The following is a 16,125-nucleotide window of genomic DNA, read 5'->3' on the forward strand; positions in this document are numbered from 1 at the left end:
ATTATATAAAATAAATCACCATTATGATCAAACGTAATTTTATTCTCTCTGCCCTTTTGATTCCGGCAGCGATGGCATTTGCCCAGCAGTACGGGGGCATGTGGATCCCCACCGAAATCAACGAGCAAGAAATGAAAGAAATGGGCATGAAAATCAGTGCAAAAGATATTTTCGACCCAAACAAACCCTCTATTAAAGATGCCGTAGTGCAGTTTAACGGAGGCTGTACGGCAGAAATTATTTCTCCGCAAGGACTTTTACTCACCAACCACCACTGTGGATACGGACAGATTCAAAAGCATTCTAGCGTAGAGCACGATTATTTAGCAGATGGATTTTGGGCCGGAAACATGGGGGAAGAACTCTCTAACCCTGGGGTGACCGTAGACTTCATTAACGACATTAAGGAAGTGACTAGCGAGGTGCTTAAAGGCACAGAAAAACTAGAAGGGAAAGCTTTAGAAGCCTTACTTGCCAAAAATGCAAAGACCGTTGAAAATTCTTTTAAAATAAAGCCTTACCAGAAAGTTTTGGTGAGAGCCGCGTATTACGGAAACAAATACTACGCGTATATTATTGATACCTATAGAGACATTCGTCTCGTAGGAGCACCTCCAAGTTCTATTGGAAAATTTGGATCCGACACAGACAACTGGGTTTTCCCAAGACATACGGGAGACTTTTCACTCTTTAGAATTTACGCCAATAAGAACAATGAGCCTGCAGAATACAGCGAGGACAACGTTCCTTTTGTACCAAAGCATTTCCTTCCTATTTCACTAAAGGATAAAAAAGAAGGAGACTTCACGTTCGTATTTGGATTCCCAGGGCGTACGACGGAGTATCTTCCTTCCATCGCAGTCGAAAAAATCAGAACGGAAATTGATCCGGCCATGATTGCAGTAAGAGACGTTGCAATCAAAACCTTAGATGCTCAAATGCGCGCTGACCAAGCAACGAAGATCAAGTATGCTTCGAAATTTGCGAGCGTAGCGAATTACTGGAAAAAATGGAGCGGTGAGGTCGAAGGATTAACCAAATCCAATGCAGTAGGGAAAAAACAGGCGTACGAACAAACGCTTATTGCAAAAAACCCTGCGATCAAAACTACGATTGATCGATTCAATGTTCTTTACACGGAACAAGCGCCTTACGCACTTAACCGCGCGTACTATAGCGAAGTCATTCGTAACTCTGAGACTTTAAGCCTAGCCAGTAGCTATCTTCAATACTTAGCTTTAGCAGAAAGTGGAAAGTTGAATGCGCAAACCAAAGCTAATTTCGCCAATAGACTAACCAACACGTACAAGAATTACGATGCTGAGCTGGATGCAAAAGTAACAGCAAAAGTGCTTGCCCTGTACGCAAACAAAATGGATGCTAAATTCTTACCTTCTGGATTTGCAGCGTTCAAGGATGAAGCCAGCAATTTAGCTACGATTGAGTCTTTTTCTAAGAACTCCATCGTGAGCGGTAGAGCCTCTCTGAACGGCGCAACCGCCTACACCGATCTTGAGAAAGTTCTTTCCGATCCTAAAGCGCTTGCGACGGCCCTTGAGAAAGACCCGATGGTAAAACTCTTTGCAACCCTTAGAGACACCTACGGAAAAACGACACAGAACCAATACGCGAAGTACCAAGACGAGATTGATGCGCTTCAAAAAACGTACATGGCGCAGCAAATGGCCACGGACAAAGACCGTAAATTCTTCCCAGACGCGAACTCTACCCTTCGTGTTACCTACGGAAAAGTAGCCGGTTCAAATCCAAAAGACGCACTTTACTACGGATACCAAACTCATCTTTCTGGAGTGATGGAAAAATACATTCCAGGAGATTATGAATTTGATGTGCCGGAAAAACTAATCTCGCTTTATAACGACAAGAACTACGGACCCTATGCGAATGCGAATGGAGATGTCCCTGTAAACTTCACAGCGACCAACCATACCACCGGAGGTAACTCAGGTAGTCCAACCCTAGATGCAGACGGAAACCTAATTGGTCTTAATTTCGATCGTCAGTGGGAAGGTACCATGAGTGACATCAATTACGATCCTCGTTTTAGTAGAAACATTATGGTCGATGCTAAGTACATTCTCTTTATTGTAGACAAGTACGCGGATGCCAAATGGCTAATCAACGAAATGAAAATTGTAAAATAGTCCTAGAAAGACTTTATAACGAAATGCCCTTTGAACGATTTGTTCAAAGGGCATTTTTCATTTTATTTTCCTTTAAGACAGACTTTCTTATCATAGGTCAATTTGCTGGTCCTTCGTAATCGGTACATTTGCACTCAAAATAATAAACAATTTATCAAAATGAAAAAATTATCCCTTGTTGCGCTAGTATCTGTTCTAGCCCTTGCATCTTGTAAAGAATCGAAAGCAGACCTTGCGACCACTAGTGAAGAGCAAACGGTAGCAGCACACGCTGAAGACATCTACGCAGTAGCGGCTGACAGCAGTGAAGTAAACTGGACGGCGTACCACACAGGTGGTCTTAACCCAAGATTTGGAACTACGGAAACTACTGGAACTCTATCTGTACAAGACGGAGAACTTATTTCTGGAAACTTAGTAGCAGAAATGGGAACTTTAACAACAGATCCAAAAGCAGTTGACTCAAGCATTACAGACGGAAAAACTTCTGTGGATCTTGACAACCACTTAAAGAGTGCCGATTTCTTCGACATTGAAAAATACCCAAGTGTTACTTTTGACATTACGAAAGTAGAAGCTTTACCCGCAGAAACAGTGAGCAAAGTAGAAGGAGCCAACAAACTTATTAGCGGAAACCTTACAATCAAAGGAAAAACAGTGAACGTTAGCTTCCCAGCGAAAGTAGACGTGAAAGATAACGCAGTTTCTTTAACTTCTAAATTCACGATCAACCGTCAAGATTGGGGTCTTACTTACGGAACCGAAGGAGATCCAAAAGATTGGATGATTTCTCAAGAAGTAGATCTAGATCTAAACGTAGTAGCTACGAAATAATCGTCGCAAAAAAAACCTACTAACCGTCCTAATTTACGAATTAGGACGGTTTTTTTTGGCTCTTATTCATGCTATTGTCACAAGAAAAAGGACCCTCGCGAAGTGCAAGGGTCCTTTACTTTTGTCTGTTCAAAGCTTAAGAAAGCTTTAGCCGACTCTATCGCTTACCAGATACGTATACGATCTTCTGGTGCTTTGTATAAATTGTCTCCTGGTTTTGTATCAAAAGCTTTATGGAATGCATCTACGTTAAGTAGAGGGGCAAACGCTCTATAGTAACCTGGAGAGTGTGGATCTGTTTTTACTTGATTCTGCATGTATTGATCCGTAGATTTGGTTCTCCAAACCGTAGCCCAACTCATAAAGAAACGTTGATCTTGTGTGAATCCACTGATTTTTCCTGGATTGCCATGGTCTTTTAGGTACATCTGTAAAGCTTCGTAAGCTACAGAAACGCCACCTAAATCCCCGATATTCTCTCCACTGGTGAATTTACCGTTCACGAAACTTCCTTTTACAGGTTCGTATTCATCGTACTGAGCCGCTAGTTCCCCTACTTTCTTATCAAAATTCGTACGATCTGATTCCGTCCACCAGTTCTTAAGGTTTCCGTCTCCGTCAAATCTAGATCCACCGTCATCAAATCCGTGAGAAATCTCGTGTCCGATTACGGCACCGATTCCACCAAAATTCACAGCAGGATCTGCTTTGAAATTAAAGAATGGAGGTTGAAGGATGGCCGCTGGGAATACGATCTCATTGTTAGATGAACTGTAGTATGCATTCACAGTTTGAGGAGACATTCCCCATTCTGTTTTGTCTACCGCTTTTCCAACCTTCGCTAGGTTTTTGTCGTAATTCCACTTCGATAAATTAAGAAGGTTTCCATAAAGAGATCCGCCGTCTTTTGGCGAAGCCATTTGAAGTTTAGAATAGTCTTTCCAGTTGTCTGGATACGCAATTTTAACCGTGAATTTAGAGAGTTTTTCTTTTGCTTTCACTTTCGTATCCGCGCTCATCCAATCTAAGTCTCCAATTCTCTTATCAAATGCTTTGCGGATGTAATCCACATACGTAACCATTTGAGATTTCGCTTCTGCAGGGAAGTACTTTTCTACATATAATTTTCCGAAGGCTTCTCCTAAAATTCCGTTGATTAGAGAAAGACCTCTTTTTTCCATCGGTCTTTGTTCTTTCTGGCCTTGAAGATATTTTGAGTAGAAATCAAAATTAAGATCGTCCATCTTTTGATCTAGGTTCCCCATGTTTCCTCTTAGTAAGTGCATTTTCATGTACTCTTTTAATAGAGGTAGGTTTTTCTCTGTGATGAACTTGTCCATATTTTGGTAATACTCAAGTTCACCCACGATCACGCGGTCAGTATTTACGCCTACTGTTTTTAAATAAGTAGGTAGATCTACATTCTTCACTAAGCTCTTAAGCTCTGCATTGGTCTTTGGATTGTAACGTAAGTTTGCATCTCTACCCTCTTCATTCGTAAGTAAGTAGTTTGCCAATTGGTTTTCAAAAGCGACCACTTCAGAAGCTGATTTAGTTGGATTCTTCGATCCTAGCGTTTCAAAAAGTTTTCCTGCAAACTCTGTATATTTTACAAGAGTGGCTGTATTCGCTTCACTTTTCTTTTGGTAATAATCTTTTCCAAGGCCTAAGGCTGGACCCCCTAAGTACACTGCATTCATTACAGAGTTTTTAAGATCCGCTCCGACTCTCCATCCGTAGAAAGGATTGTCTCCCGTTTTGGTGGCTTCATTTAAATAAGACTGGAACTGCTTTAAATTTGAAATTGCATCAATTTTTGCAAGATCTGCTTTGATTGGAGAAAGACCGAGTGAGTTACGGGTATCCCAATCGATAAAGCTAGCGTAAAGAGCTTGAATTTTTTGACCTTCAGATCCTTTTGCAAAAGAATCGGTTAGGATTTTGTTTAAAATTTCAAGTGAAGCATTGTCCGTTTCGTCTCTAAGTTCGTTGAACGAACCCCAAGATACTTTGTCCGAAGGAATCTCCGTGTTCTTGTACCAATTTCCGTTCACATACGTAAAGAAATCCTCGGTAGGTTTTACCGAAGTATCCATGTACTCAAGGTTGATTCCATGTTCCTCTGCATCGGATTTGGCGGATGCACTCGCCTCAGTTTGGGTGTCGGCTGCAGGAGCTTTTGTAGCACAAGAATTGAGTAAAACCATTCCTGAAAAAGCAAGCAAACCAATAGTGACTTTTTTCATGTATAACTTTGATTTAATAGTATATAGGTTGTAAGTAAGAATTAAACGTTACAATTTAGTTAAATTATTTGATAAATGTTAAAGTTTTTGGCGTTAAGATAGCCAGTCCAATCGTCGTTTTACTAGGATTTCAGCGAGTTCGTGAAGCGCTCGTAAAGTAACAAAATTCATAAAATCCTTGCGTTCCAAATGAGGTAAGTAGAGTCGTCTTGTCACTTCAATGTTGTGGACGCGGATCGAATAAAAGACTTCACCAACCGGCGTATCGTAGGCATCTGATGAGGGCCCTGCAGCCCCTGTTGTGGCAATCGATACATCACTCCCGAAGAGTTTTTGACAGCGCAAACTCATTTCCATTGCGACTTCAGAAGAAACCACACCGAACTCCTCGATTGTCTTTGCGCTAACTCCCAATTGTTTCACTTTCTGATTTGTATCGTACGGAACGATTCCCCCAAGATAATTCGCGGATATTCCTGGAATACTTACTAGGCAACTAGAAATTGACCCTCCAGTGCAGCTCTCCGCTACACTTAAAGTCAAGTTCTCTTTCTGGAGTAAAGTGTAAAGAACGGCCTCAATTTCACTTCCATACCATGAAAACACATAGGGCTCTAAAAGAGGTCGGATAGGTTCAAACGTATCGGCAAGTTGCTTTTTCAACAATTCTAGATTGGTGCCGGATCCACTCAATTGCAATTTGATTCGACCTTCCACCGGTAGGTAGGAAAGACTCAAGTGCTTTGCCAGTGAAAGCTCCCACTCTTCGATAAGATCTGATAACTCGCTTTCTGGAATGCCGGAAACCGAAACAGTCCTTGTTACTAAAAAAGGTAAGGAAAATCGAGAGGATAGATAGCGTATAATCTGATCCTTCACCAAGGGTTTCACTTCGTAAGGAACGCCAGGCATACAAATCGCAATCTTTCCCGCTTTCTCCATCATTTGACAGGGAGCTGTTCCATGTTCGTTCTGAAAGACTTTTGCGCCTTCTAGTACAAGAGCTTGGTTCTTATTCAAATCGAGAAGGTAAGGCCTGTTTCTCTTTTCAAGAATAGACTTCAAATGCTCATAGGTTGCAGGATCAATCGAAGCACTGACTCCGAAATAATTTCCAAACGCCAAAAGCGTTTGATCGTCCTTGGTCGGACCTAATCCACCTGTGGTTAAAACGAGATCAGCAATTTCAAAGGCTCGACCTAATGCCGATACAATAGCTGTAAGTTCGTCCTTCACTGTAAGAATAGCTTCCAGTGCTATTCCAATCTTTTTCAATTCCTTGGCAATAAAATTCGAATTGGTATCTAGGGTGTCGCCGGAAAGAATTTCTCCACCCACGGCAATGATCACTGCTTTCATTAAGGAAAGGTCGGAATTTTGTGTGAGAAATCAGTCGCTAAAATCCATTAAATTAAGCTTCCCTCTAAAATTACTTTTAGAATTAAAATTAATTTCAGGCTCCAACCTAGCGCAACTGTTCGGATTTTCCGAACAGTTGGATTCTAAAACAAATTCTAATTTCTACTCACCCACAAATAAAACTCTATAAACATCATGCTAAATTTTATAAGGCTATAGCCAGATAACCTTTCTACCTTTGTCTAACAAATACAGAATTATGAAAGTAGACTTAGGCATTTCAGCCAAAAATTTAAAATCATTACACGGACTTCTTAACAAAGTTCTTGCGGACGGGAACGTTCTATATATTAAATTAAGAAAATTCCATTGGAACTTAAACGGTCCCGATTTCTTAGAATTGCATGAGCTCTTTGAAGCGCAATATACCGCATTAGAAGTCGCAATTGATCAAGTTGCAGAACGCATTAGCACCCTTGGAGGAATTGCAGACGGTACAATGAGCGAGTTTATTGCAAATTCTCAGATTAAGGAAACACCAGGCAAAATTCCAACGAATCAAGAGATGCTAAAAGAGCTTGTGGGAGATCATGAGAAAATTGTAAAAGCCCTACGTAAATATGTTGACAGTGCCGATACCAAATATGGGGATGCAGGAACTGCCGACTTTTTAACGGGCCTTATGACAGATCACGAGACGATGGCGTGGAAACTACGTCAGTACTTTAGAGAATAAATCATTATTTCATTTTACTTAAGTAATTAGGCCAGCTTCAATTTTGATGCTGGCCTAATTTAATTGCACTAAAAATCTTTCTTTTTTTATTGGAAAATGGAAGAGAAAAAGGCTTTCATTTCTTCCCAAGATTTCTCATCTGCCTCCTTATTGTAGGCTATGTTCATATTAAACTTCTTCCCTACTTCTGTGGAAGCGGGATTTGTAAAGGCGTGCACTGCTCCTGGGTAGTTCACGAATTTATAATCAATCTCCGCTGAATCCATTTCTTTCTTATAGGCTGCGATTTCTTCTGCCGGCACAAAGGTATCCGCTTCTCCATTCAGCACCAGGTATTTCACTTTTGAATTTGTGGGCTTGACACCGGTTTGTAGATTTCCATGGAAACTCACCACTCCTTTTAACTCTTCGTTTTGGCGACCCAAATTGAGCGCTTGCGCTCCTCCAAAACAGTAACCCATCACAGCTATTTTGCTTCCATCTGCCTTAGAATCTTTCGCCAAAGTGGCTTTCAACGCCTCAAAAATAGCCTGTCCTTTCGAGGGATCTTGATAGAACACAGTAGCTTCCTTTTGCGCCTCTTCAGGCGTTTCAACGGCCTTTCCATTTCCGTAATAATCTACGGCCACTGCGTAATAACCTAGACCCGCTAATTGGTCGGCCCTGCCTTTCACATAATCGTTTAAGCCCCACCATTCTGGAATTACCAGTACGATTGGGAGCGAACCTTCACGAGTGGAATCGTAGGAAACGTAGCCCTTGTGACTAATTCCATTAGCGTCGTACTCAAGGACTTTCGTAGTAAGACCCGCAGGCTGGACCGCAGCAGAATCTGCACTCACTTCTGATTCCAATACTTTAGAATCCGTCTTTTTCTGACAGGACACGAGCGCAATGCTTGCAAACGCAAGGGCGCTCAAGAATGTTAATTTCATATTGTTTTCTTTTTTGGTGAGCTTAAAGTTAAAAATTATTTCTAGAACCTCTAAAAAAAAGAAAGCGACCCAAAAGGTCGCTTCACTTCATTTAATTATTTAAAAATTTTACAACAAATGTCTTTCTGCGTGGTAAGAACTTCTGACCAGAGGTGAGCTCTCCACGTGTCGGAATCCTAACCCTAAAGCAAATTCTCTGTACTCCTCAAATTCTTCAGGACTTACAAATCGCTTCACTGGCAAATGGTTCTTGCTCGGTTGCAAGTACTGCCCGATTGTAATTACATCTACTTTCGCTTCGCGAATGTCTTCAATCGTTCTTAATACCTCGTCTTTCTCTTCTCCAAGTCCTAGCATTAGACCCGTCTTGGTTCTTCTTTGACCTGAGTCTTTCAAATAACGAAGGACATCAAGGCTACGTTCGTACTTCGCTTGAATTCGTACTTCTCTTGTTAATCGTTTTACAGTTTCCATGTTATGGGAAATCACCTCCGGTGCAACCTCAAGCATGCGATCGATATGTTTATGCACTCCTTGAAAGTCTGGAATTAAAGTCTCCATCGTGGTTCCAGGGGAAATTCTTCTCACCGCATTCACGGTTTCTGCCCATAGAATGGATCCCATGTCTTTCAAGTCATCGCGGTCTACAGACGTAAGAACCGCATGCTTAATTTTCATAAGCTTAATGGAACGGGCTACTTTTTCAGGTTCATCCCAGTTTACATCGAGTGGCTTCCCGGTCTTAACGCCACAAAAACCACAACTACGCGTACAAATATTTCCAAGGATCATGAACGTGGCCGTCCCCTCTCCCCAACATTCGCCCATATTGGGACAGCTCCCACTTTGGCAAATTGTGTTAAGTTTGTATTTATCGACTAAGGATCTAAGTTCCCGGTAGTTTTTACCTGTTGGGAGTTTTACCCGAATCCATTTCGGTTTTTGTATCGTTGTATTTGGGGTCATTAATTGCTCTTCCATAATAGTCTGCACGCTTTCGCCTGCTTTTTTATTTCTTTAATAATTCCGCTAGGACCTTTTTGGCTCGCATAATTCGAACCTTTGTATTCGAAACCGAGAGTCCTAATTCCTCGGCAATTTCTTTAATGCTCTTCTCCTCGTAAAACCGAAGCGTTATAATTTGCTGATAGCTTTTATCCATCGTAGAGAGAATCTGTTGAATCTCCAACTGCTCTTCTTGACTAATCATAAGTTCCTCGGGCGATTGTGCAAATTCATTATGCACTTCTTCTAAATCGGTATGCAAGTCTTTCGTCTCCCGACTCTTTCTTCTCCAAAAATCAATCGTCGTGTTCTGCGCTATGGTCAAAACCCAAGTTTTAAATTCAAACTGCGGATCAAAATAATCGAGTTTGCTTAAGACTTTCGAGAACACCTTCACGGTGATTTCATCTGCATCGTTCTTATCTCCTACCTTCTTCAATACAAACGAGAAGACCGCCACCCAATACAAATTAATGAGTTGAGTTTGCGCTTTTTGGTCTTTTTCACGCGCTTTTTGAATGAGCAAAAGGAGCTTTGATTTCGTCATTTAAAAGACAAATTTACGAAAAATTAAAGTGTAAATCGAACCTTCAGCAGCAAGTCCTTAGAAATGAAGAAACGAGCAAAAATTCCGCTTAAAAATAAGAATGAGAAACTTAATTGAGCTGGAGAAAAGGGGGTTACTCACTCCTACGCAAAGAATTAGGCCTTTAAAGGAAGGTGGCTAAAAGCAACTTGCGTTAAATTAGGCGCTCTAGGAAGTATTTACTAATTTTGCACGTTATAAATTTAGAATAATGAATCCTTTTATCGAAGAACTAAAATGGCGCGGCCTATATGCCGACATGATGCCAGGAACCGAAGATCAACTCAATAAAGAGATGACCTCTGCCTATATAGGGTTTGACCCGACGGCCGATTCTTTGCACATTGGGAGTCTTATTCCTATTAAAGTTCTTGCTCATTTCCAGCAGCATGGCCACAAGCCAATCGCACTGGTTGGTGGAGCCACAGGTATGATTGGTGACCCTTCCGGGAAATCCTCTGAAAGAAACCTTTTGGATGAAGCGACCCTCAATCACTATGTAGAATGTTTGAAAGGACAGCTTTCTCGTTTCCTAGACTTCGAAGGTTCAGGCGAGAATCGTGCAGAACTAGTGAACAACTACGACTGGATGAAAGAGGTTACCTTTCTAGATTTCGTAAAAGACATCGGAAAGCATTTAACGGTTAATTACATGATGGCGAAAGACTCCGTAAAAAAGCGTTTTTCAGGTCAAGACGGTGCTGACGGAATGAGTTTCACTGAATTCACCTACCAACTATTGCAAGGATATGATTTCCTACATTTATACAAAGAGAAGAATGTAAAACTACAAATGGGCGGTTCCGACCAGTGGGGAAACATCACAACAGGATCAGAACTTATCCGTAGAAAAGTGCAAGGAGAAGCCTTCGCTTTAACAGTTCCCCTCATTACCAAAGCAGACGGAACTAAATTTGGAAAATCAGAAAGCGGTGAAAATTACTGGCTAGACAGAAAGAGAACCTCTCCTTATAAATTTTACCAATTCTGGTTAAATTCAAGCGATCAGGATAGCGAAAGGTTTATTAAATTCTATACTTTTTTAGACCAGCAAACAATTAACGACCTTATTGAAACCCATAAAGAAGCTCCGCACGAAAGAAAGCTCCAAAAGACGCTTGCGAAAGAAGTTACTATCTGGGTTCATGGAGAAGAAGAATACGAAAAGGCTCTAAAAGCTTCTGAAATTCTTTTTGGTCGATCTACAGCTTCCGACCTTGTAGAACTTGAAGAAGAAACATTTTTAGAAGTTTTTGAAGGAGTTCCTCAAAAAGAAGTTTCAAAGGCCGATCTTTTTGAAAGTAATCTAACCGATGTTTTATCGGAGCTGAGTGGGTTTTTAAAATCCAAAAGCGAAGCACAAAGAGAACTAAAAGGACAAAGTATTTCGGTCAACAAAGTGAAAGTGGATGCCGAATTTCAATGCAAGGAAAGCGATTTAATTGATGGAAAATTCCTATTGCTACAAAAAGGGAAAAAGAATTACTTCATTCTTAAAGCAATCTAAATAGCTTTGTTAAAAGCTGAATAATCAACTTAGCCGAATCTTTATGATTCGGCTTTATTGTGTCAAATTCGAAGGGAGAGAACAATTCATTCACTCTCTTTTTAAAGAAATCGGTATCTTTGAAATATGGTATTAGATCACTTAGTAAGGGAACCTGAAACAATCACTTCCTCTACCCCCATATTATTTTTACTCCACGGCTATGGAAGCCACGAGGAGGACCTATTTGCATTTACACCTGACTTACCCTCGGACTGGATTATAGTGAGCTTCAGAGCTCCATTAAACGCTCCCATTGAAGGCTACGCATGGTATTCGATTGACTTCATGGATCTCGAACGTCTTGTGGATGTTCCTGAGGCAACCAACTCTCTTAATGCAGTGATGAACTCGATTAAAGAAATTCGAGAGCGCTATAAGCTTGACAATAAGACCCCATCTCATTTGTGTGGGTTTAGTCAAGGGGGAATACTAAGTTATGCCCTCTCCCTCACCTATCCAGAGCAATTCTCAAAAGTGGCTTTGCTTTCTGCTTATCCCGAAAACAGACTTCTGAGTAAAAGAGTAAAAGAAAAAAAGCGATTGGAACACCTTCGCTTCTTCGTATCTCACGGAACTGACGATGTCACAATCCCTTTAGAATGGGGCTCAAAAGGCGCAGAAATGCTGTACGATTTTGGATGCTATTTCACCTTCCGTGAATATGTAAGTGGCCATGGCGTGAACCAAAAGAACTACATGGATTTAATGGAGTTTTTCAAATCTTAAATCGAAAAAAGATGAAATTTTTACCCTTTCTCATGGCTGTTGGAATGCTTGGCACTGCTACAGCGCAAGAGCAGCCCACTTCAACTAGAGAAAAAAATGTTCATATTCTCTCGGAGAATTTTGAAATCCCTCAATTAAATCGAGAAAGGAGAATTTGGATCTACTTGCCTCCTTCGTATACAACAACTAATAAAAAGTTTCCAGTACTATACTTACACGACGGACAAAACCTTTTTGACAAGGCCACATCGTATGCAGGGGAATGGGGAATTGACGAGACTCTTAATAGCCTTTCGAAAGAAGGATATACTGAGAGTATTGTAGTAGGGATTGACAACGGAGGAGAAAAACGTATGGATGAACTCTCTCCTTTTAAAAACGAAGAGTACAAAGCAGGAGGAAGCGGAAATGAATACCTAGCTTTTGTCGTGGAGACTTTAAAACCCTATATTGATTCTCATTACCGTACCAAAGGTTCACGGAAGAACACCACTCTTGGCGGAAGTTCTTTAGGTGCACTAATATCGGTTTACGGCGGCGTGAAATACCCAAATACTTTTGGAAACATCATCGCTTTTAGTTCTGCATTTTGGTTCAATCGTGAACCTTTAATGACCTATATAAAAGAATCCGATCGCTCACTCAAGAAACAGCGATACTATTTCATTGAAGGCGAAAAAGAATCCTTTGACATGGGAAAAGACACCTCGAAGGTGATTGCTTTACTGAAAGAGAAAGGAGTAAAAAAGAAAAACATTTATTACAAAGTTCACCCAGACGGAAAACACAACGAAGCGTACTGGAATCGTGAGTTTCCTGGAGCCTATAAATGGTTACACTAAAGATCGTACCCGTTCGGGTGCTGCTCTTTAAGTGCCTCCACAGTACCAAGTACTTTGGTTTCTAGTCCTTTTTGATACTCGGCTAGACGAACAGAAACAGCCTCATCAAAACTTCCGATGATTTTCGCAGCTAAAAGACCCGCATTCACCGCACCGTCCAATCCGACGGTCGCTACTGGAATTCCAGCTGGCATTTGAAGAATGGAAAGGATGGAATCCCACCCGTCAATCGAATTGCTTGAATGAATAGGCACCCCAATTACGGGCAATGTGGTTTCACTAGCCACCATACCTGGCAAATGGGCAGCGCCTCCTGCGCCCGCAATAATCACACGAAGGCCTCTTTCTTTGGCTCTTGATGCATAATCAAACATCCTTTTAGGAGTTCGATGCGCCGATACAACTGTCAACTCATATGGGACCTCAAGGGTCTTTAATATGTCTGCTGCACCTTGCATAATTCTAAGATCGCTCTGCGAACCCATGATGATTCCTACCATGTATCTATTTTGTTTAGAGCAAAGATAATGAAAAAATAAACCGAACCGAAGTCACAAAATGCATAAGTCACTAGAGCGTTATTCATTCCCCCTTTATCAAGGGATAATGGATCTCTTCATAATTCTTAACTAAATTTGAAAGAATCTCTAATTCGTTAAATTCTTTAGAATCTTCTTTCAAATTTGAGTTCATTAGGAAGTAAATTCTTTCTAAATACTTTTCGTAATTTTCTTCAGTTATAACCGGCTTTAACATTATCAATTTTTTAAGCGTTGATTTATCCTATTCGTTCTGCGTAACAAACCAGACAATGATTCCTATTTTCATTCTATAAAAGTATACCCCTACACTGACAGACAATGGCAATCAAAAAAAATCAGCCCTTATTTCGAAATCACTCGTACTACTTTCTTCAGTTCTAAGAGCTCTTGGATTAATTCTTCTCTATTTTCAGCAACCACGTTCATGTGTCCCATTTTTCGACCTGGCTTCGTCTCTGTCTTGCCATAAAGGTGAACATACGTATTGGATCTAGAAAGGAGAGTGTCTAATCCCTCGTATAGAACAGGTCCTGTATAACCTGCCTCTCCTACTAAATTTAGCATTCCGGAATACCCTTTCTCCTTGGTATTCGCTAAAGGAAGATTTTTTAGCACTCTATACATCTGTTCGAACTGGGAATTAAAATTCCCCTCTTGCGTTTGGTGCCCTGAGTTATGAAGCCTTGGTGCAGTTTCATTCACCCAAACTTTCCCCTTCTTATCTAAAAAGAGTTCAATGGCAAATAGGCCGGGAGATTCTGCAGCTTCGAGGAATTGCTTTGCAATGATTTCGATTTGGGAGGCTGCATCCGAAGAAATGTCACTTGGACAAAGATTAAAATCAAGTAAGTTTAGAACGGGATCTGCAAGCATTTCCGTGACGGGGAAAACCGCCACTTCTCCCTTTTGATTCCGCGCTACAATGACAGAAAGTTCTTTTTCAATATCAACCAGGGATTCAATCACAGAGGGAGCATCCCAGAGTTTTTCTAAATCCTTTTCAGAACGAATCACTTGAACGCCCTTTCCATCGTACCCACCTGTATTGAGCTTTTGCACAAAAGGAAATTCAAAATCGATTTCCACTTTAGACTGCACGGCTTGGAATTTAGGGGAAGGAATTTCGTGCTTTTCATAAAACTCTTTTTGAAGAATTTTTTGTTGGATAATCTGAATGATTCTAGGACTAGGGATTACCTGAACTCCTCTTTTTTCCAGCTCAAAAAGCGCCTCAACGTTTACATGCTCAATCTCAATAGACACGACGTCTTTACCCTCTCCAAAGTCTAGAACCGTTTGATAGTTATTAAAATCGCCCTGCGTAAAATCAGAAATCGTGTGGCAAGGTGCATCCTTAGCGGGATCGAGCGTGAACCACTGATCGTCGTATTTTAAAGCTTCTTGAATGAGCATTCGTCCGAGCTGGCCTCCGCCTAATAATCCTATTTTCATTCCTCTATGAATTTACTGTTGTCTCTAATTTTCTATTAATCTTCTTTTTGAAAGGGTTAAAAAACCATTTCATCTTTCACAATGCCTCCTTTCTGGGTCAGTGACTTTAACCTTGTCTCAATAAAAGTGGTGATGGCATCTCTCGATTCGTTCTGTGGGAAAAGCAAATGTACATTAGCTCCTGCATCTAGAGTAAAGAACAAAGGATGACCGGTTTCTTTTCTAAAGTTCCAAATTTCATTAATCACCTCAAGGGTTCCTGACTTCATTAAGAGATAAGCCGGATCACTCATCATCATGAGGGCATGAAGAGTTAGAGCCTCATGCTCTACTAGCTTAATGAAGGCCTGTAAATCTCCCACTTTTAATATTCTTAAGAGTTCACTTAAGTTCGCTATTGCCTCTTCAAAGCGACGCTCTGCATAAGGATGGTCGTTCATAAGGGAATGTCCAACTGTAGAACTTACACTTTTCTCTCCTTCATGAATTAATAGAACCCAGTCATTAAACGATCTAAAGAGGGGATGTACCTCATCGGAAGGATAAGGAAGTCCGTAAAGAGAGGAGCTTTTTTCCAGTTCAGGGATTTCTCCCCAAACGACAAGTCCTTCGTGCAGACTTCGAGCTGCACTTCCACTGCCTAGTCTAGCCAAGAAACTAGCCTTTTTGAGACTCTCTTCTTTGGAAAGTGTAGAGCCAAACTTCTCATCTAGAGTCATCAGGCATTTGGCTAAGGCTGCAAATCCAGAGGCGGAAGATGCAATTCCCGAACTATGGGGAAACGAGTTTACCGTCTGGATTTCATAGAATCCTTTTGTAATCCAAGGCAAATACGCTTCAATGGATTTAAAATAGGTTTCAATTTTATTTGAAAATGCTTGGTTCTTTTCTCCAGCAAGAAAGAGTTCCACCCCAAAAGGTTTCTCAGTATCAAAACTCATTTCCGTTTGGGTGTTGCAATTCTTTAGCGTGTAGCTAATGCTTGGATTGGCTGGGATTTGCCCCGCGTATTTTCCCCAATATTTCACAAGAGCAATATTGCTAGGCGCCATTTGCTTTACACTTGTTGAAAAAACTTTCGCCTCAGACAAGGCTAAAAATTCAGTATGCATTTCTTTTTCTATTTGGTTCAAACTTTTATTCTTTTG

The 16,125-nt window shown here is 40.8% G+C and carries 14 protein-coding genes; 6 read left to right on the top strand and 8 right to left on the bottom strand.

The features are described from left to right. Positions 1–23 precede the first annotated feature (23 nt). Together AC3IRX_RS03485 and AC3IRX_RS03490 are read left to right on the top strand one after the other, a co-directional pair. Complete coding sequence (locus AC3IRX_RS03485) at positions 24–2,165, top strand: S46 family peptidase (protein ID WP_489211085.1); 2,142 nt, start codon at positions 24–26, stop codon at positions 2,163–2,165. A 159-nt stretch (positions 2,166–2,324) separates the two neighbouring features. Further along, the gene (locus AC3IRX_RS03490; RefSeq protein ID WP_489211086.1) at positions 2,325–2,999 is read left to right on the top strand and encodes a YceI family protein; all 675 of its coding nucleotides are present in this window, start codon (positions 2,325–2,327) and stop codon (positions 2,997–2,999) included. A 164-nt stretch (positions 3,000–3,163) separates the two neighbouring features. Here the strand turns inward: AC3IRX_RS03490 and AC3IRX_RS03495 are convergent, their stop codons facing one another. Further along, complete coding sequence (locus AC3IRX_RS03495; protein WP_489211087.1) at positions 3,164–5,245, bottom strand: M13 family metallopeptidase; 2,082 nt, start codon at positions 5,243–5,245, stop codon at positions 3,164–3,166. A gap of 93 nt (positions 5,246–5,338) precedes the next feature. Then, on the bottom strand, positions 5,339–6,604 hold the full coding sequence (locus AC3IRX_RS03500; protein ID WP_489211088.1) for a nicotinamide-nucleotide amidohydrolase family protein: 1,266 nt from the start codon (positions 6,602–6,604) through the stop codon (positions 5,339–5,341). Between the two features lie 259 nt (positions 6,605–6,863). Here AC3IRX_RS03500 and AC3IRX_RS03505 point away from each other — a divergent pair, with 259 nt between their 5' ends. Continuing rightward, entirely contained in the window at positions 6,864–7,340 is a 477-nt protein-coding gene (locus AC3IRX_RS03505) for a Dps family protein (RefSeq protein ID WP_489211089.1), read from the top strand. An 86-nt stretch (positions 7,341–7,426) separates the two neighbouring features. On the opposite strand, the gene AC3IRX_RS03510 is transcribed toward AC3IRX_RS03505, so the two are convergent. From AC3IRX_RS03510 to AC3IRX_RS03520, 3 genes are all read right to left on the bottom strand, one after another. Next, a complete protein-coding gene (locus tag AC3IRX_RS03510; protein ID WP_489211090.1) occupies positions 7,427–8,275 on the bottom strand; it encodes a dienelactone hydrolase family protein in 849 nt (282 codons plus the stop codon). A 108-nt stretch (positions 8,276–8,383) separates the two neighbouring features. Further along, positions 8,384–9,256, bottom strand: a complete 873-nt coding sequence (lipA, locus tag AC3IRX_RS03515) for a lipoyl synthase (protein WP_459083673.1) — start codon at positions 9,254–9,256, stop codon at positions 8,384–8,386. 28 nt (positions 9,257–9,284) lie between these two features. Next, positions 9,285–9,827 (bottom strand): RNA polymerase sigma factor, encoded by a 543-nt coding sequence (locus tag AC3IRX_RS03520; RefSeq protein ID WP_489211091.1) that lies wholly within the window; start codon positions 9,825–9,827, stop codon positions 9,285–9,287. A gap of 250 nt (positions 9,828–10,077) precedes the next feature. Between AC3IRX_RS03520 and tyrS the strand changes: the two genes are divergently transcribed. From tyrS to AC3IRX_RS03535, 3 genes are all read left to right on the top strand, one after another. After that, positions 10,078–11,373, top strand: coding sequence for a tyrosine--tRNA ligase (tyrS, locus tag AC3IRX_RS03525; RefSeq protein WP_489211092.1), 1,296 nt, complete (start codon positions 10,078–10,080; stop codon positions 11,371–11,373). Positions 11,374–11,499: 126 nt separating this feature from the next. After that, positions 11,500–12,141 carry an alpha/beta hydrolase gene (locus AC3IRX_RS03530; protein ID WP_489211093.1) on the top strand — a complete coding sequence of 214 codons (642 nt, stop codon included), beginning with the start codon at positions 11,500–11,502 and terminating at the stop codon, positions 12,139–12,141. Between the two features lie 11 nt (positions 12,142–12,152). After that, positions 12,153–12,983: an alpha/beta hydrolase gene (locus AC3IRX_RS03535; RefSeq protein WP_489211094.1), complete on the top strand. Its 831-nt coding sequence runs from the start codon at positions 12,153–12,155 to the stop codon at positions 12,981–12,983. On the opposite strand, the gene purE is transcribed toward AC3IRX_RS03535, so the two are convergent. From purE to AC3IRX_RS03550, 3 genes are all read right to left on the bottom strand, one after another. Further along, complete coding sequence (gene purE / locus AC3IRX_RS03540; RefSeq protein ID WP_489211095.1) at positions 12,980–13,483, bottom strand: 5-(carboxyamino)imidazole ribonucleotide mutase; 504 nt, start codon at positions 13,481–13,483, stop codon at positions 12,980–12,982. The genes AC3IRX_RS03535 and purE overlap by 4 nt on opposite strands. Before the next feature lie 384 nt (positions 13,484–13,867). Then, positions 13,868–14,977, bottom strand: coding sequence for a 5-(carboxyamino)imidazole ribonucleotide synthase (locus AC3IRX_RS03545; protein WP_489211096.1), 1,110 nt, complete (start codon positions 14,975–14,977; stop codon positions 13,868–13,870). Between the two features lie 56 nt (positions 14,978–15,033). Continuing rightward, positions 15,034–16,089 (bottom strand): diphosphomevalonate decarboxylase, encoded by a 1,056-nt coding sequence (locus AC3IRX_RS03550; RefSeq protein WP_489211097.1) that lies wholly within the window; start codon positions 16,087–16,089, stop codon positions 15,034–15,036. Positions 16,090–16,125 lie beyond the last annotated feature (36 nt).

This window comes from Epilithonimonas sp. KH_059, assembly GCF_057838485.1.